Origin of the sequence: Pseudobutyrivibrio ruminis CF1b (genome assembly GCF_000424005.1) — a bacterium.
In the GTDB taxonomy this organism is placed as follows: domain Bacteria; phylum Bacillota; class Clostridia; order Lachnospirales; family Lachnospiraceae; genus Pseudobutyrivibrio; species Pseudobutyrivibrio ruminis_C.
In genome coordinates, this window is sequence record NZ_AUJB01000011.1 from 164,871 (window position 1) to 184,038 (window position 19,168).

Annotated in this window: 9 protein-coding genes; 8 read left to right on the plus strand and 1 reads right to left on the minus strand. The window is 39.3% G+C overall.

Going from position 1 to position 19,168, the window contains the following annotated elements:
- Positions 1 to 30 precede the first annotated feature (30 nt).
- The 8 genes from G592_RS0110590 (at position 31) to G592_RS0110625 (ending at position 14,585) form a co-directional block, all read left to right on the plus strand.
- Positions 31 to 1,578 carry an amidohydrolase gene (locus G592_RS0110590; RefSeq protein ID WP_028247796.1) on the plus strand — a complete coding sequence of 516 codons (1,548 nt, stop codon included), beginning with the start codon at positions 31 to 33 and terminating at the stop codon, positions 1,576 to 1,578.
- 50 nt (positions 1,579 to 1,628) lie between these two features.
- Positions 1,629 to 5,069 carry a PD-(D/E)XK nuclease family protein gene (locus G592_RS0110595; RefSeq protein ID WP_028247797.1) on the plus strand — a complete coding sequence of 1,147 codons (3,441 nt, stop codon included), beginning with the start codon at positions 1,629 to 1,631 and terminating at the stop codon, positions 5,067 to 5,069.
- A gap of 6 nt (positions 5,070 to 5,075) precedes the next feature.
- Positions 5,076 to 8,693, plus strand: coding sequence for a helicase-exonuclease AddAB subunit AddA (addA, locus tag G592_RS0110600; protein ID WP_028247798.1), 3,618 nt, complete (start codon positions 5,076 to 5,078; stop codon positions 8,691 to 8,693).
- Positions 8,678 to 8,932, plus strand: coding sequence for a hypothetical protein (locus G592_RS0110605; RefSeq protein WP_028247799.1), 255 nt, complete (start codon positions 8,678 to 8,680; stop codon positions 8,930 to 8,932). Before addA ends, G592_RS0110605 begins: the two co-directional genes overlap by 16 nt.
- Positions 8,933 to 8,934: 2 nt before the next feature.
- Entirely contained in the window at positions 8,935 to 9,921 is a 987-nt protein-coding gene (locus G592_RS0110610; RefSeq protein ID WP_051194877.1) for a peptidylprolyl isomerase, read from the plus strand.
- Positions 9,922 to 10,083: 162 nt separating this feature from the next.
- Positions 10,084 to 10,524 carry a DUF6465 family protein gene (locus G592_RS16300; RefSeq protein ID WP_051194878.1) on the plus strand — a complete coding sequence of 147 codons (441 nt, stop codon included), beginning with the start codon at positions 10,084 to 10,086 and terminating at the stop codon, positions 10,522 to 10,524.
- Positions 10,525 to 10,778: 254 nt separating this feature from the next.
- A complete protein-coding gene (gene htpG, locus G592_RS0110620; RefSeq protein WP_028247801.1) occupies positions 10,779 to 12,728 on the plus strand; it encodes a molecular chaperone HtpG in 1,950 nt (649 codons plus the stop codon).
- A 234-nt stretch (positions 12,729 to 12,962) separates the two neighbouring features.
- Entirely contained in the window at positions 12,963 to 14,585 is a 1,623-nt protein-coding gene (locus G592_RS0110625; RefSeq protein WP_028247802.1) for a glycoside hydrolase family 13 protein, read from the plus strand.
- Positions 14,586 to 14,760: 175 nt separating this feature from the next.
- Here G592_RS0110625 and G592_RS0110630 read toward each other — a convergent pair whose 3' ends face one another.
- Positions 14,761 to 19,011 carry a 2-hydroxyacyl-CoA dehydratase gene (locus tag G592_RS0110630; RefSeq protein ID WP_028247803.1) on the minus strand — a complete coding sequence of 1,417 codons (4,251 nt, stop codon included), beginning with the start codon at positions 19,009 to 19,011 and terminating at the stop codon, positions 14,761 to 14,763.
- Positions 19,012 to 19,168: the final 157 nt, after the last annotated feature.

Below are 19,168 nucleotides of genomic sequence, written 5' to 3' on the forward strand. Positions count from 1 at the left end.
ATAGATTTTTAAAGTTTTTGGAGGGGACAAATGCAGGTATTTCATGGAACAATTTTAACTTGTGATGAAAACAATACCGTTGCAAATTATTTAGTCGAGCGTGAGGGCCGTATAGCCTACATTGGAACTAAGCTCCCTACACAGTATGAGGTGGTTCCACCTATCGAGCTTGGAAACAATGTTTTGATTCCAGCTTTCGTTGATACTCACATGCATTATTCAGGATTTTCTGTTTTGCATAAGATGTTTCCTATCAATGATACGGATTCCAACGCTAAGATTTTGGAGCAGCTTAAGGAATACGCTTCTCGTACCAGAGAAAATATAATTGTTGGCTTTGGCGCCACAGAGTTTTCTGTATCTGAAGGACACCTTATCCTTAAGGAACAGATGGATATGGCATGCCCTGAAAAGCCTGCTTTTATTATCAAGCATGATGCTCATTCTGGTGTGGCAAACAGCTTATTCTTAGATGCTATCAAGTCAAAAGTTTCTAACCTTAGAGGTTATAATGCAGATACAGGCGAGCTGAAGCAGGAAGCGTTTTTAGCAGCTTGCGAATTCATTACTCACGGAATGTCCACCAAAAAGGTTATCGATTCCATGGTGGAGACATCAGATTTCCTTGCCAGCAAGGGTATCGGTCTGATTTGTTCAGCCAGCGGAATGGGATTCATTCGTGATTATGATTTCGATATGGAGCGTTCTGTTGCCAAGGGACTTGATAACGGAATGCAGGTAAGGGTTGCATATCAGTGCTCAAACGTTGATAAGATTGCCAAGAAGGATATGACAAGAGTCGTGTTTGGAAATCTTGACGGTACTTTTGCCAATAAGGATGCTGCGTTAAACGATAACTACGAAACAATAAATAATAAGGGTGTTTCATATTTCAGCGATGCTGAGGTTCAGAATTTCTGTATCAATGCCAACAGAGCAGGCTACCAGATAGCTTTGCATGCGGTTGGTGATGCTGCATTTGAACAGGCTGTAAATGCTATTTCAATGGCACTGGAGGATTATCCTCGCTACGACCACAGACACATTATTCTGCATGGTTCCCTGCCTACAGAAAAGGCATTGAAGATTTGTGCCAAGTACAACATCATGATTTCGGTAAAGCCATCATTGCTTTCTCATATCGATGGTGTTAAGGAATTCGTTGAAGGAATACTTTCTGAGGATAGAGCTAAGGGAATTAATCCTCTGAAAACTATTACTGATATGGGCATTAAAGTGTGCTTCAATTCAGATGCACCAGCCTCAGATCCAAATCCTATTATGTGGATTCACGATGCATGTAATAATGCTAACCCAGAAGAGTCAGTTTCTATTTATGATGCGCTTAAAATGGCTACTATCAATGGCGCCATTTCCTGCTTCGATGAAAAGGAACGCGGCACTCTTGAAATGGGTAAGAGCTGTGATTTGGCAGTTCTCGACAAGAATCCATATGAGATTCCAGTGGATGAGCTAAAGACAATCAATGTCTCAGAGCTTTATCTTAAAGGAAAACCTTATAAACGTTCTCGGACCGGCTCAATGGCCACAATGCTTCGAGGAATGTTTCCACAATAGCTATTTTTCCCTCCCTGAAAAGGGAGGGGTTTATTTTTTAGGAGTTTTTTATGTCGCTTAGTCTAATTGTAGGTAGTTCAGGAAGTGGAAAGTCTACCAATATTTACAGTCGAATAATTAAAGAATCCATGGAAAATATGGATAATAATTATCTTGTAATCGTTCCGGAGCAGTACACTATGTCCACCCAGCGTCTGCTGGTATCCATGCATCCAAACAAATGCATTATGAATATCGACGTGCTTTCCTTCAATCGTCTGGCCTACAGAGTGTTTGAGGAATTGGGAACGGCTGTACAGTCCGTTTTGGATGATACAGGAAAATCCCTTGTGATTCGAAAGCTGGTAAATAGCAAGCTGGATGATATTAAAGCCCTTAGGAATAACATCACCAGGGTTAGCTATATCACTCAGATTAAGTCACTGATTTCTGAGATGACCCAGTACAACATCACACCGGAAAGACTTCAGGATATGATGAATTCTCCAGTAATGTCTGAGAGTTTTAGAAGAAAGGCTTCAGATTTACTGGTAATTTACCAGGCCTTTTTAGATTTCATTGAGGGTAAATATGTCACCACAGAATCTATTTTATCCACTTTAAATGAAATGCTGGACAGCTCTGAGATTGTTACAGGTTCCACTGTAGTTTTGGATGGATTTACCGGATTTACACCTATCCAGTACCAGCTTGTGGAGCACATGCTTCAGATTTGCGACGAGGTAGCAGTTACAATCACAGCAGATGAAAATACTGCTTTGTTTGAAATGAAATCAGAGGATGATGTTTTTGCCATGTCCTCAGAATTTGCTGTAAAGATGAATCAGATTGCAAAAAGAATCGGCAAGGAGATTAACGAGCCGGTATATATATCTGATGAAAATGGATGGCTTTCAGATAACCCCGCACTTCAGTTTTTAGAGAGAAATATCTTTAGAAATGATGTGAAATTTGAGGGAGAAGAAGCACAAAAATCGATTAAGATCACCAGTCTTAGAAGTCCAAGAGATGAGCTTAAATATGTAGCTATCACTATAAATAAACTTGTGCGAAATGGAATGCGATACAAGGATATTGCCGTGGTGGCACCTAACATGGAAAACTACAGATATCTTTTGCCAGGGATTTGGTCAGATTACCAGATACCTTACTTTATTGATGCCAAAACCGAGATTTTATTCCATCCAATGGCAGAGGCAATAGATTCTTTATTTGATGTTTTTGATAATGATTTTAGAAAAGAGGACGTGTTTAGATTTTTACGAACAGATTTAACAGTCCTTACTAATGATGAGATAGATTTTCTGGAAAACTATGTTTTGGCCACAGGCATTCGTGGAAAAAAGAAATATTTCCACCCATTTGCCATTCGTTCAAATCAGTTTAAAGAAGATGAAGATTTAATTCGTGTAAACGAAATAAGAAGTAAATTTATCCAGCCATTTATTGATTTCGATAATGCCATAGAAAAAACTGACACTGTTAGAAATATAGCCACAGCCCTTTACAGATTCCTTCTGTATTTTGATGTGGAAAACAGAATTAATGAGAGAGGAAATCTTTATCAGGAAAACAATAACGCTGTGAAGGCGAAGGAGTATAGCCAGATTTACCCTATCATTATGGATATCCTGGATAAGATGGTAAACATCTTAGACCAGGAGAAGATGAAGCTTGATGAGTTCCACGACATCTATGAAGCGGGCCTTTCTGCTGCATCCATAGGTGTTATTCCACCTGCAAATGACAGTGTTATTTTGGGTGATATTGAACGTACCAGACTTTCAAATATCAAGGTTCTTTTCTGCCTTGGAGCATCTGATGATGCTATTCCTAAGAAGGTGGAAAATGGAGGTATTCTTTCTCAGCTTGAACGAGAGCAGCTTTTGGACCAGGGATTTGAACTGGCACCATCTGACAGACAAAAATCATTTAGACAACGATTTTATTTGTACCTGATGCTCACCAAGCCAAATCAGCAGCTGTACATTACCATGCCTCGAGTAGATGTGGATGGAAAATCAGTAAATCCATCATATCTGGTGGAGGTTATTACAAAGATGTTCCCTCAGGTTTCTCTTACAGAAATCGAGGACTTCAATGTTTCAGACAGACTTTTATCAAAGAAGAGCGCTGTAAATTACCTTATCGAACTAATAAATAAGGCAGCCTCAGAAGGTATAGAGGCTATGACAGAAGAGGAACAGAAAATCTTCAAGGGCCTTATAGAGTGGACAAAGTCAGAGGATGAGAAGACCCTGGGTACCATCCTTTCAGGAGCATTCTATCAGCATCAGCCTGAGTCAGTGGAAAAGGATATCATGCTTGCTGTTAATGAGGCTTTTAACGCAGACGAGACTGTTTCAGGTTCAGTGTCCCGTTTCGAGCTTTATAATGAATGTGCTTATAAATATTTCCTTACATATATTCTAAAGCTTCAGGAAAGGGAGAAATTCGAGCTGTCCAGCATGGATATGGGTAACTTTTATCATGCTGCCATCGAGCACTATTCTGAAAATCTGAAGAATGATGGAAAGAAGTGGAAGGATGTTTCAGAGGAAGAGCGAGAGGTTTATTTGAATACTGCCTTCAACCAGACATTCGAATCAATGGCAAAGGTTTCCACCCTTGAGGATTCCACTCAGAAATACATTGTAGAGGCCATGAGAGACACATTGCGTCACACAGTAGAGGTCATTACTACTCAGGTGTCCAGAGGCGAATTTGAGCCTGCATTTTTCGAGGAATCGATAGCAGCAGAGATTCGCGACAAGGACAGTGATGAACTAGTGGCTAATTTAAAAGGTAAGGTAGACAGAATCGATTTGACAGATTCTGATGATATGGCAGTTCGAATCATAGATTATAAGTCCAGTGGTCATAAGCTGGATTTGGAGGAATGCTACTATGGACTTTCCATGCAGCTGCCTATTTATATGGGAGTTGTTTTGGATAAGCTTAAGGAAAAATATCCCAACGCATCCATGCATCCATCAGCCATGCTTTATTATGAGATGGCAAATAAATATGTGCCGCGCACAGGAACACTCTCTGGCACAAAAGAGGAGCGATTAAAGTTAAGCCGAATGGAAGGCTTGTTATCTTCAGAAGAGAGCGATTTGTTTGCCAACGATTCCTCAGTTGGTACAGAGGATGGACAGACATCAAAGTCATCTATCGTTCCTTATGGTGTGAAAAAGGATGGTAATATCGATGCCTACACAAACGCCGTCAGCTTAGAGGGAATTAATACTGTTTTGGAATACGCAAAGTATTCTGCAGCGGAAACAGCTAAGCACATTATTGAGGGAGATTTTGATTGCTCTCCAGCCAAGCTTGGTGACATAGATGCCTGCAGATTCTGCAGCTTTAACAGCGTTTGTCACTTCAATGAAAATGAAGAGGGCTATCAGGCTCGTAAGCTTCAGAAGCTTGGCAAAAAAGAAGAAGTAATCGAACTTATGAAAGAATCAATGGATTCAAAGGAGTAAATAAACGTGGGTCTTACTAAAGAACAGGAAAAGGTAAGGGATACCAGAAATAAAAATATGTTGGTCAGTGCTGCTGCAGGTAGTGGTAAAACTTTCGTACTTGTGCAGCGTATAATATCTGAAATTCTTGATGAGAAAAATCCTATCGATGTAGACAGAATTTTGGTTGTTACTTTCACCAATGCTGCCGCAGCGGAGATGAAGGACAGAATTCGTCAGGCCATCGATAAGGCTGTTTCAGAAAAGGGTAGCGACAAGCGCATCAAGGCTCAGGCTACTTTGATTCACAGCGCCCATATCAGGACCATCGACAGTTTTTGTAGCTGGATTGTAAAGAATTATTTCTATGAAATCGACCAGGAACCATCCTTTAGAATTGGCACAACGGGTGAGCTAAAAATGCTTGCAGATCAGGTCTTTGATGAGCTTCTTAGCAAGTATCTTGAAGATGCTGATGAGGAGTTTAGACTTCTTGCAGATGCATATATTTCAGGTCGCAAAACTGACACTTTAAAGAAGATGGTTTTTGATCTTCATGCAAAGGCACAAAGCTATCCATGGCCACATGAATGGTATCAGGATGCACTTCGTATATACGATATTGCATCAGAGGAAGAGCTGGAAGAAAGTGAATTTATACAGTGTATTATCAGGACAACAGACCTTGTTTTATCGGATCTTTTAAAGCGTCTTGAGCCATTGATGAAGCTTTATAATGGCGATTATTCTTCTAAAGATGGAACCATCATTTCTGAGGAATATTCATATATTCAGGCTATTTTAAATGCAAAAACATATCGGGAAAAAGTCGGATTATATGCAGGTTTTTCTCCAGTAACCTGGAATGCAAGAAAGACTCCACTTAATCCAGACGAGATAGACCGCATCAGAGAAATAAGGGATTTATATAAGGGTGTCATTAGCGAATACGCAAAGGATTTCTTTGCCATGAATCCCGATGAATTATTTGACTGTATTTCATTTGTGAAAAAACAGGCTACATCACTTATTAGATTTACCCAGGACTACACTGACACACTCCTTAAAATGAAGGAGAAAAAGAATATATATGACTTCAATGACATTGAACATATGGCATTGGAGATTTTGAGAAATAAGGATTCAAAAGAGCACGAGATTCGTCCTGTGGCAGTGGAGCTTGCCAACCATTTTAAAGAGGTAATGGTAGATGAGTATCAGGATTCAAATGAGCTTCAGGAGCAGATTCTTACAGCTATTACCTCTGGAAATAATTACTTTACAGTAGGTGATGTAAAGCAGTCCATCTATGCTTTCAGACAGGCCAGCCCGAAGCTGTTTATTGAGAAGCTTTATTCTTACCCTATGGATGATGAAAATGCTGATTCAGTTCGAATTGATTTAGATTACAATTTCCGAAGCCGTGGAGAGGTACTGAATTTTTGCAATCAGATTTTTGCACCACTTATGCAGGCAGATATGGGTGGCGTAATTTACGATGAGAGAGCTGCTCTTAAGGTTGGAGATGATAAATTCAAGGGCGACAGTAAAACATACGAATCTGAGATTATTGTTGCCGCTCAGGACAGTGAAGCAATGAGAGAACTTTCCATCGAAGATGCAGAGTCCTTGGAGGCACTGGTTGTTGCAAAGAGAATTAAAGAATTGAAAAGGGACAATTTCCAGGTCAGCTTCAAAAATGGAGATGAGAGAGAGCTTCGTCCTATGAAATATTCCGACATAGTTATTCTTATGTCGGCAGTAAAAGGTCACGCAGAAAAATTTATAAGTGTCCTTAAAGAAAAAGGAATACCAGCCTATGTGGCTGAAGAGACGGGCTTTTTTGAGCGAGAGGAAATTGAGACAGTTTTATCTATGCTTACCTGCATTGATAATCCATTTAATGACATTCCTCTTGCTGCCGTTTTACACTCGCCTATGTTTGGATTTTCCTCAAACAGACTGGCGCAGATTCGCTCTACAGAGCCAAATGGTTTTTTATATAACTGCCTGATTTCTTATCAGGAAAAGAAACCTTCTGAGGACATTGAAAAGTTTCTTGATACATTAAATCGATTCAGAGATATTGCTATCGACACACCTATCCATGAGGTTATCGAAATGCTTTTAGAGGAGACAGGATATGGTCTTTATGTCCGCTCACTTCCTCTTGGAAAGATGGCTTATGCCAATTTGGAAAAGCTTGTGGATGAGGCAGTCAGCTTCGAAGGAACCAGTTTCAAGGGTCTCTCACGTTTTGTAGAATACATCGAGGGACTTCGTACATACGAAGAAGATTTAGGCCTTGCAAAGACAGTAGGAGAGAATGATGATGCAGTAAAAATCATGACCATCCACAAAAGTAAGGGATTGGAATTCCCTGTTGTTTTTGTAAGTGGATGTGGGCGTGGAATGGCGAATGAAGGTGGTAAATTTTGCTACGACGATAGCCTGGGTCTTGCCCTTAATTATCAAAATCCACGTACCAGAATCAGCTGCACCACACCTTTCTATAGCATTGTGAAAACAAAGCTTAATGAAAGCGCCAAGGGCGAATTTTTCAGGAAGTATTATGTAGCTCTTACACGACCGGTTGATAAGCTGATTATCACAGCCACCATGAAACCTACCACGAAAAAATCGGTGGTGGAAATTATCGATGGATTTACTGCTACTGGTTCTGTGATTGATTATCTTACAAAGGAGAAGGCGCAGTCTGCAATCGAGTTGATGATTCGCGGATTAAATGCTTCAGGAGTTTCATACAATAAGACAGTTGTGGAATGTGGTCAGCTGTTTGTTGACGAAGTAGAGCGAGCTATTCTTCGCGAGGATGCAAAAAATGCTATTCAGCGCTTGGTGGATGACGCCCAGCTTTCATCTGATAATGAAATCGTAAATACGTTGTCATTTAAATATGACGCTATAGAGGACAGCAAATATAAGAGCAAGTATTCTGTTTCTGAAATCAAACATAGCGCCATGGAATCTGTTTATGAACAGAATTTAGATGCAGCACCAGCCTTTATTCATCATGAAGAAGAAAGTTATATTCCAGCATTTATGAGAGCAGAAATAAATGAGGAGGCAGGGGATGATTCTGGTTCCAAAATTCCTGCAGGTGCTCTTTATGGAACAGCCATGCATCGCTTTATGGAATGCTTTGATTTTGCCAGAGCTGACTATGAGAAGTCTTTTGACGAGCAGCTCAAATATATGAAAGATGTTCATATGCTTTCCGATGATGAGCAGAACAGAATCAATACATATAAGCTGAAAAAATTCTTATCTGATGACATAGCAAAGCGTATGTCCCTTGCTGCTGAAAAAGGTCTTTTATTCAAAGAAAAACCTTTCGTTTTTGGAAGCAATGGAAGAGATTTATTTGACGATCAAACAGCATCAGATGAGCTGATTTTAGTACAGGGAATTATCGATGTTTTCTTCCAGGAAGATGATGGAATAGTTCTTCTGGATTATAAGACAGATAGAGTAGACGAGGATAATCAATTAGTGCTAAGATATGAAAAGCAGTTGCAGTTATACAAGTCTGCAATCGAAAAAGCTTACAACACCCCTGTGAAGGAAATGCTTCTATATTCCTTCGCATTAGAGAAAGGAGTTACGATATGTACGACAAATTAACAATCAAGGCTTTTCTTGACAACCAGCTTAAGCTCTTCCCAGAAAAGGTAGCTGAAGATGAGCAGGAGGCCGCAGAGTTTTTAGAGGACGTTTGTGCCACTGTATGTAAAAATAAAAAAGAAGTAATGGAATATCTTGAAGATGCAATGGATATCTCAGGAATGTCAGAAGATGAGATTCTTTCTTCTGAGGAAGTTTTTGCCATTGGCGACGGAAGATATCTTATTGTAGAGGGATAGAAATGAAGTTAGTAAAAAGAATCTGTGCAGCCTGTCTTGTGGCATCACTTTCATTGTCATTTTCTGCCTGCACATTTCAGGATAAGACAGTGTATTTTGACACCTCCAGTGGGAGAAATACAGTGTTCAAAATTGGTGACATGAAGTGCTCAAAAAAGGAAGCACTTTTATATCTTTTAAATGAGAAAAATATTTATGGTTCAGTTGATGGTGTGAATCTTTGGACAGAAGATTTTGATACTGACACAATGACAGGTTCAATTAAGGATTTAACCATTGAACATTTAACACGTGTTTACGTATTAAATTTATATGCTCAGGAGAAGGAAATTACTCTCTCAGAAAAAGAAGAAAAAGCATGCGAAGATGCAGCTAAAGAATATTACTCTTCACTAAATTCTGCAGAGCGTTCTTTCACTGGAGTGAGAAAAAAAGATGTAGCAAACGCATACAAAAAATATGCTCTTGCTACAAAGGTTTATAAGGAACTTATGAACTCAGTTGATGAGGAAGTTTCTGAAGACGAAGCACGAGTTATGGAAGCATTTGTTTTGTTTGTATCGGACGAAGCAAAAGCAAATGAAATCCAGGGTATGATTGATTACGGATACACTTTTGAACGTCTTGCATCTACATATACAGAGCTTGATTCTTATCAGGTTACATTTGCAAGAGGAGAGTACTCAAAAGAAATTGACGACGTAGTTTTCAACCTTGATACAGAGGAAGTTTCCACTGCAATTTCTGCTGACAATGGATATTATTTCTTCCAGTGCCTGGATAAATATAATGAGGAATTATCAGAGGCAAATAAAGAGGTCATAATTGAGAAAAGACGTCAGCAGGTTTTGGAAGATATTGTGACAGATTTGGAAGAAAAAAACTTCTCAGATATGAACACAGAACTTTGGAACAATATCGTATTTACGGATGATGTTTCTGAACTTACAAGTGCAAGTTTTTTTGAAACATTAAATGAGTATTTATAAATTATAAGTGCACTTTGTATTAAATCCATTTTATAATTTGTTTTTTATTGTTAAATTGGTAGAAAATTTTCACAATAGACTAGCATTTAAAAGAAAGAATGACTATAATACTATTTAAATAAAAAACAAAAACTTTTATTGCTCAAATAGGAGGGTGAAAAAATGGTAACAAATGCAAAGGTTACAGTTGATGATGTAAAGAAGTCTGCAGCATCTGCAGCTACAACTGTTAAGTCTGCAGTAGCTAGTGCATCTGAAGCTACAAAAAAAGGTGTAGCTGAAGTAAAGAAAGAAGTAGCAACAAAGAAGGCAGCAGCTGCTAAGAAAGCTCCTGCTAAGAAGACAGCTGCAAAGAAAACAACTGCTAAAAAGACTACAGCTAAGAAAGCTACAGCAAAGAAAAAAGCAGTTGCAACAACAGCAGTTGTTCAGTATCAGGATCGTGAGTTTACAGAGGCTGAGTGCTTAAAGAAAGCACAGGCTCAGTTCAAGAAGGATTACAAGGGTAAGACTCTTGAAGAGATCAGCATCTATATCAAGCCTGAAGAGCGTAGAATTTATTATGTAGCTAATAAGGACAGTGTGGGATCAGTAGAGCTTTAAGATTTTGTTTTATTATGACGTAGCGTAGAGCTGTATCGTATATACGATACAGCTCTTTTTTTACTCATTATTAGCACTCTCGTAAAAAGAGTGCTAATTTTCTATTGACTTCGTAAACATGCAGTATTATCATAAGTTTTAGTGAAAATAGCTGTAACTAACAAGCTATGATATTTCTTAAGCGAGGCTTTCTTCAGCCGAGTGTAGAAATCATCATGCTTGTTAGTGTAACAGCGAGAGAAGGAGTAGAAATTATGAGTAATAAAAAAGGTAGTTTATCTATTACAAGTGAGAATATTTTCCCAGTAATTAAGAAGTGGTTATACAGTGATCACGACATTTTTTATAGAGAGCTTATTTCAAATGGTTGTGATGCAATCACAAAGCTTAAGAAGTTAGATATGATGGGAGAGTATTCTCTTCCACTTGATTACAAGGCAAAGATTCAGGTCATCGTTAGTCCTGAAGATAAGACTCTTACATTCATTGATAATGGTCTTGGAATGACATCTGAAGAGGTAGATGAGTACATCAATCAGATTGCATTTTCTGGTGCTACAGACTTCCTCGAGAAATATAAGGACAAGGCAGATAGTGATCAGATTATTGGACACTTCGGTCTTGGTTTCTACTCAGCCTTCATGGTAGCTGATGAGGTTCACATCGATACACTTTCATATAAGGATGGCGCTACAGCTGTTCACTGGGAATGTGATGGTGGTACAGAGTTCGAGATGGGAGATGGCGACTGGGATCAGGTAGGTACCAAAATCACATTATTCTTAAACGAAGATTGTTTAGAATTTGCTAACGAATACAGAGCAAGAGAAGTTATCACAAAGTACTGCTCATTCATGCCTACAGAAATTTATCTTTCAAAGAAGGGTGAGGAGCCAAAGAAGGATGATGACGGAAATGTAATCGAGCCTACACCTCTTAATGAGACACAGCCACTCTGGGCTAAGTCTCCATCAGAGTGTACAGATGATGATTACAAGGCATTCTATCGCGACGTATTCCATGATTATAAGGAGCCACTTTTCTGGATTCACCTTAACATGGATTATCCATTTAATCTTAAGGGTATCTTATACTTCCCTAAGATTAATACAGAGTATGATTCAATCGAAGGTACTATCAAGCTTTACAACAATCAGGTATTCATCGCTGATAACATTAAGGAAGTTATCCCAGAGTTCTTAATGCTTCTTAAGGGTGTTATCGACTGTCCAGATCTTCCACTTAATGTATCTCGTTCTGCACTTCAGAATGATGGCTTTGTTACAAAGATTTCTGAGTACATCACAAAGAAGGTTGCTGACAAGCTTACAGGTATGTGCAAGACTGATAAGGAATCTTACGAGAAGTATTGGGACGACATCGCTCCATTCATCAAGTTTGGTTGCTTAAAGGATACAAAGTTCTGCGATAAGATGAACGACTACATCTTATTCAAGGATATTAATGATAAGTACACTACACTTCCAGAGCTTCTTGTTAAGGAAGAAGAGAAGGCTACAGATGAAAATGGCGAGGCTGTAGAGGCAGAGGTTGTAGAGGAAAATAAAGATGCTGACGACACAAAGGAGCCAGAGGATACTCGTAAGACAGTTTACTATGTAACAGATCTTCAGCAGCAGTCTCAGTATGTAAATATGTTCAAGGAGCAGGGACAGAATGCAGTTATTCTTGACCACGCTATTGATACATCATTCATCACACAGCTTGAGCAGCGCAATGAGAATTATAAGTTCTGTCGTATCGATGCTGATGTTACTGACACTATGGTTGAGGAGACAGCAGAGGACGAGCTTAAGGCAGAGACAGAGACACTTACAGATGTATTCCGTAAGGCACTTAACAACGAAGGTCTCGAGGTTAAGGTTGAGAAGTTTAAGAACAAGGATCTTTCTTCTATGCTTACAGTATCAGAGGAGAGCCGTCGTATGCAGGATATGATGAGAATGTACGCTATGGGTGGCATGGATATGAACATGTTTGGTTCTGCATCAGAGACTCTTGTGCTTAATGCAAACAACGACTTAGTTCAGTACATCCTTAACAATAAGGATTCAGAGAACGTACCTACATTTGCAGCTCAGCTTTATGATTTAGCAAAGATTGCTAACGCACCTCTTTCGCCAGAGGCTATGACAGAATTTGTAGCACGTTCAAATAAGATTATGATGTTACTCACAAAATAAGAATTGTTATAAAAATTAGAGGTTGTGCACTTGCATAAATCTATAACGGCAGACGGATGAGTCTGCCGTTTTTTTACTATTATTATGAAAATATACCATTTGTCGCAATAATTAGTAACTGATGTGATGATTGTGTGATGAAATTGTTGAAAAACTATGTACTTTACTTTATTATAGGTCTATGGGGAGAGCGCATAGGTATTTTATTGCGTATGAGCACATTGGGGGAACGGTATGGCCACAACTGGTACAAAAAAATGGTGGAAGAACGCGGTTGTATATCAAATATATCCGCGCTCATTCTGTGATAGTAATGGTGACGGTATAGGAGACTTGCCGGGCATCATTTCTAAACTTAATTATCTAAAGAATCTGGGGGTTGACGTCATTTGGCTCAGCCCAGTCTATCCGAGCCCAGGCTATGATAATGGCTACGACATTTCTGAATATAAAGACATAAATCCCGAATACGGCACAATGGAGGATATGGAACGACTAATCAGTCGCGCAAAGAGACTAGGCATAAGAATTATTATGGACCTGGTTATTAACCATACTTCTGATGAGCACGAATGGTTTAAGAAGGCCCTTGCAGGAGACCAAAAGTACAGGAACTATTATTTCTTTAGTGACACACCTAATAACTGGGGTTCTTTCTTTGGAAATAAAACATGGACCAAAACTGAGGATGGGGATTACTATCTACATTTATTCAGTGAGAAGCAGCCAGACTTAAATTGGCGAAATCCAGATGTTTATGATGAGATTACAGATGTAATGCGCTTCTGGCTTGATAAGGGAATATCTGGTTTCAGATGTGATGTGATAAATATCATTTATAAGAATTCTATTAATAACGGAAGACGAAGATTTATTCTTACAGGTCGTGAGCATTATCTTAACACTGAAGGGTGCCATGAGCTGTTAAAGAGATTTAATAAAGATGTATGGTCAAATTACAAGACCTTTATAGTTGGTGAGACAGTATTTGTTACTCCAAACGATGCCAAACTTTTATGTGACGAAGAAAGAGGAGAATTGGATGCAATATTCTTCTTTGAACACATGGATGTAGATAGCAGAGGTGGAATAAAATGGTTCAAAAAACAGTATAAGCCAAATAAGCTTATTAAAGTTTTAGATAAATGGCAAAACGCTTTAGAATTTCCTGCAAACTATTTAGAAAATCATGACCAGATTCGTTCAGTTAATCACTTCGGAAATACGAAGGAATACTGGGAAAAGAGTGCTAAGCTTTTATGCGGTTTGAATCTCAGCCTTAAGGGGATTCCATTTATTTATGAAGGCGAAGAAATTGGAATGACCAATGGAGATTTTATAGGTCTAAGAGATATAAAAGATATCGAATCCTATAATGTTAATCAGGCAATGAAGCGATTATTATTAACACATAAGCTTCGAAGAAAATTAATCCTAAGAACATCCCGTGATAATGCAAGGACACCTGTCCAGTGGGATTCTTCAGAAAATGCAGGATTTACCACCGGCACACCTTGGCTTAGGATTAATGAAAATAAATCATTCATTAATGTGGAAGCAGAGTCAGAGGACGAAAATAGTATCCTTAATTTCTACAAGCAGATGATAGAATTCAGGAAAAATTCAAAAGCTATAACAGAGGGTATTTATAGAAGAGTTGCAGCACCAAACGACGTGTACATATTCACAAGGGAAGCAAAAGAAGAGCGCCTTTATATTTATTGTAATCTCTCTTCATCAAATCGCCATGTAGAGTTCTATGGCGACCGCATCATCTTCGGAAACTATCACGCATACGACCGAGATAACTTCTACCTCAAACCATACGAGTTTCGCATCGTCGCATCAAACATATAACGTAAAAAGCCAGCCTGCACATTCGTACAAGCTGGCTTCGTTTTTGTTTATCATAGATGACTTCATAACCTTGGCAAGCGCGAGCAAGAGGGCCCCGCTCAGGTTCTTTGACATTTAGTCAAAGGTTCTGAGATGGGAGATGGCTTGCGGAAGCATGTAAGTCTTGGATAGTCATCTATGCATCCTTAAGATTCTTATTTGCTGTAGAAAGCATAAGCTTAATTCTATTGAGCTGGTTTACCTCTGATGCACCTGGATCGTAATCGATGGCTACAATGTTTGCATCTGGATGCTCATGGCGAATTCTCTTGATTACACCCTTACCAACTACATGGTTTGGTAAGCATCCGAAAGGCTGGATACATACAATATTGCTTGCTCCATTTTCAATGAGCTCAAGCATCTCGCCAGTAAGGAACCAACCCTCACCAGTCTGATTTCCGATTGATACAATATCCTTTGCCTGCTCAGCAGTATCTTTAATGTAAGCTGGAGCTGTAAATCTCTTAGACTTATTAAATTCATCTCTTGCAGCACTTCTAAGCCACTCAAAGAATTTAATTCCAAGATTTCCAATGTGCTTAGACATCTTGCTTGCTCCAAGATTATCAGCCTTAAATGTTGAATCGTAGAAGCAGTAGAGTAAGAAGTCTGTAAGATCTGGTACAACTGCCTCAGCACCTTCCTGTTCAAGTAAGTCAGCAAGATGATTGTTTGCTGCTGGAAGGAACTTAACAAGAATCTCACCTACGATACCAACTCTTGGCTTAACAAGTCCTTCTATGATAGGAAGATTATCAAAATCACGAATCATCTCACGGCACATCTTCTTGTACTTTCTATGTGAAAGCATCTTTGGTGTACCAACGAATTCTACAATTTTCTTTTTCCACTTCTCGTGAAGCTCATCTGTAGAACCAGGAACTGCTTCGTATGGACGAACTCTGTAAACACAACGAAGAAGAATATCTCCGAATGTGAGAGCGTAAAGTCCATGCTGGATAAGGCTTGGTGTAAGCTTAAATCCAGGGTTTGGCTCTAAACCGCTAAGGTTAAGAGAGATAACTGGAACATCTGGATAACCTGCTTTTGCAAGTGCACGACGAATGAATCCGATGTAGTTGGAAGCACGACATCCACCACCAGTCTGAGATATCAAAAGAGCTGTGCGGTTCATATCGAACTCACCTGTGTCGATGGCAGCCATAAGCTGTCCGATAACCATAAGTGAAGGATAGCATGCATCGTTGTTTACATATTTAAGACCAACATCTACGCATGTACGTGTAGGGATGTCTGGTACCACAAGATTGTAGCCGGCAGCATTAAATGCTGGCTCAATCAAATCGAAGTGGATAGGTGACATCTGTGGACAAAGAATTGTGTAATTCTTCTTCATGTCCTCTGTAAACATTACACGGTTATAGTTAGCTGGAACGATTGTGCGCTCCTGCTTCTTCTTTTTCTTTACACGAAGTGCAGCAAGTAATGAACGAACACGAATACGTGCAGCACCAAGGTTGTTAACCTCATCAATCTTAAGGCAAGTATAAATCTTACCTGAGTGAGTAAGGATATCTGAAACCTGATCTGTAGTAACAGCATCAAGACCACAACCAAATGAGTTAAGCTGAATCAAATCGAGGTTGTCATGCTTCTTAACATAGTTTGCTGCGGCATACATACGTGAGTGGAACATCCACTGATCCATAACGATAAGAGGACGCTCAACCTCACCAAGGTTTGAAATAGAATCCTCAGTAAGAACTGCGATACCGTAGCTGTTAATAAGCTCTGGAATACCGTGGTTAATCTCAGGATCTACGTGGTAAGGACGACCAGCAAGAACGATACCGTGTCTGCCAGTTTCCTCTAAATACTTGAGAACCTCAGCGCCCTTTGCATACATATCATTTCTGAAATGCTCCTGTTCAAGCCATGCAGCGTGAGCAGCAGCACGAACCTCGCTCTCAGAAATATCAAACTCTTCCTTAAATACCTTTGCAAGCTGAGCAGCAAGAATGTCCTCACTTGTAAATGCCATAAATGGATTAAGGAAACGAACATTTCCACTAGTAATCTCATCTACGTTATTCTTAATGTTTTCTGCGTAAGAAGTAACGATAGGGCAGTTGTAGTGGTTGTTTGAATCTGGGAACTCGTTTCTTTCATATGGAATACATGGATAGTAAATGAAATCAACATTTCCCTCGTTGATAAGCCACTGAACATGTCCGTGAGCAAGCTTAGCTGGATAGCACTCAGACTCTGATGGAATTGATTCAATACCAAGCTCGTAAACCTTACGGTTTGAACGAGGAGATAATACAACTCTAAACTTCAAAGCCTTGAAGAATGTAGCCCAGAAAGGATAGTTTTCGTATAAGTTAAGTACTCTAGGAATACCTACTGTACCACGAGTAGCTTCCTCCTCTGTAAGAGGCTCATAATCAAATAATCTGTTGTATTTATAATCGTAAAGGTTAGGAATGTTTTCCTTATTCTTAACACCGCCTGCACCCTTTTCACATCTGTTTCCAGTGATGAATGAACGTCCGCCAGAGAAACGATTGATTGTAAGGAGACAGTGGTTTACACAACCCTGACATCTTGTAAGCTTTGTATCAAAAGTAAGGCTGTTAATCTCATCGATGCCAAGAGTAGTTGTAGTAGGATTTTCCTCATAACGCTCCTTAGCAATAAGAGCACAACCGAAAGCACCCATGATACCTGCAATATCAGGACGAACAACATTTACACCAGCTGTCTTCTCAAGTGAACGAAGTACAGCATCGTTGTAGAAAGTACCACCCTGAACTACGATATTCTTTCCAAGCTCTGAAGCATCAGAAAGCTTAATAACCTTGAATAATGCATTCTTAATTACTGAGTAAGCAAGACCTGAAGAAATATCTGCTACTGAAGCACCTTCCTTCTGAGCCTGCTTAACCTTTGAATTCATGAATACAGTACAACGTGTTCCAAGGTCAATTGGATTAAGAGCAAATAAAGCTTCCTCTGCAAAATCCTGTACGCTAAAATCAAGTGACTTGGCAAATGTCTCGATGAAAGAACCGCAACCAGAAGAGCAAGCCTCGTTAAGCTGAACGCTATCAACAACACCGTTCTTAATGCGGATGCACTTCATATCCTGACCACCGATATCAAGGATACAGTCAACCTCAGGATTGAAAAATGCTGCAGCATAGTAGTGAGCGATTGTCTCTACTTCTCCGTCATCAAGCTGGAGAGCTGCCTTTAAAAGTGCCTCACCATAACCTGTAGAGCATGAATGTACGATATGTGTATCCTCAGGCATGATAGAGTAAATTTCTTTTAATGCCTTAAGGGATGTAGCAAGTGGGCTACCATTGTTGCTTGAGTAGAATGAATAAAGAAGTGTTCCGTCATCACCTACAACAGCAAGCTTTGTAGTAGTAGAACCTGCATCAATACCAAGGTAAACATTTCCATGATAATTAGCCAGGTCACCCTTCTTTACTTCTGCTAATGCATGTCTGTCCTTGAACTCACGGAAATCTTCCTCTGATTCAAAGAGAGGTTCAAGTCTTGCAACCTCGAAATCCATCTTGATTCCTTCAGAGAGCTTATCAATGAGCTCATCCATAGGAACGTGATTTTCTTCTTTTGAATTAAGAGCAGAACCGATAGCAGCAAAAAGATGTGAGTTATCTAAGTCAATTGTATGCTCATCATCAAGCTTCAATGTACGAATGAAAGCTTCTTTAAGCTGATCTAGGAAGTGAAGAGGACCGCCAAGGAATGCAACGTGTCCGCGGATTGGCTTACCACATGCAAGACCAGAGATAGTCTGATTAACAACTGCCTGGAAAATAGAAGCTGAAAGATCTTCCTTTGAAGCTCCCTCATTAATAAGAGGCTGAATATCTGTCTTGGCAAATACACCACAGCGTGCAGCGATAGGATAGATAGCTTTATAATCCTTTGCATATGTATTAAGACCAGGAGCATCTGTCTGTAAAAGTGAAGCCATCTGGTCGATAAAAGAACCTGTACCACCAGCACAGATACCATTCATACGCTGTTCAACATTTCCATTTTCAAAATAAATGATTTTTGCATCCTCACCACCAAGCTCGATAGCAACATCTGTCTGTGGAGCATAGTGAGTAAGAGATGTGGAAACAGCAATTACTTCCTGTACAAATTCAACACCAAGATGCTTTGCAAGAGTGAGTCCGCCGGAACCTGTAATCATAGGTCTGACCTCGATCTTTCCAAGCATTGACTTGGCTTGTGTTAATAAATCGGTAAGAGTCTGCTGAATATTAGCGAAATGCCTCTGATAATCCGAAAATAAAAGATTGTTTTCTTCATCTAACACGGCGATTTTTACTGTAGTAGAGCCGATGTCGATGCCGAGTTTAAACTGTTTGTTTTCCATAATCATTATTATTCTTTCTTATTATATGTATAAATTCTAACCTCAGCTATTATAAATGTTGCTGAAAAAAATGACAATAAACAAAACTGAAAATTTGTCCGAGAGCCCCCTTTACAAAAATTAAACCTTGTTGTATATTCTTTAAGTACAGGGCGTA

What these genes read in the sequence shown, in the direction of transcription:
- G592_RS0110595 (WP_028247797.1), top strand. Translation starts at nt 1,629, where the DNA reads ATGTCGCTTAGTCTAATTGTAGGTAGTTCAGGAAGTGGAAAGTCTACC.
- G592_RS16300 (WP_051194878.1), top strand. Translation starts at nt 10,084, where the DNA reads ATGGTAACAAATGCAAAGGTTACAGTTGATGATGTAAAGAAGTCTGCA.
- htpG (WP_028247801.1), top strand. Translation starts at nt 10,779, where the DNA reads ATGAGTAATAAAAAAGGTAGTTTATCTATTACAAGTGAGAATATTTTC.
- G592_RS0110630 (WP_028247803.1), bottom strand. Translation starts at nt 19,011, where the DNA reads ATGGAAAACAAACAGTTTAAACTCGGCATCGACATCGGCTCTACTACA.
- G592_RS0110605 (WP_028247799.1), top strand. Translation starts at nt 8,678, where the DNA reads ATGTACGACAAATTAACAATCAAGGCTTTTCTTGACAACCAGCTTAAG.
- G592_RS0110610 (WP_051194877.1), top strand. Translation starts at nt 8,935, where the DNA reads ATGAAGTTAGTAAAAAGAATCTGTGCAGCCTGTCTTGTGGCATCACTT.
- G592_RS0110625 (WP_028247802.1), top strand. Translation starts at nt 12,963, where the DNA reads ATGGCCACAACTGGTACAAAAAAATGGTGGAAGAACGCGGTTGTATAT.
- G592_RS0110590 (WP_028247796.1), top strand. Translation starts at nt 31, where the DNA reads ATGCAGGTATTTCATGGAACAATTTTAACTTGTGATGAAAACAATACC.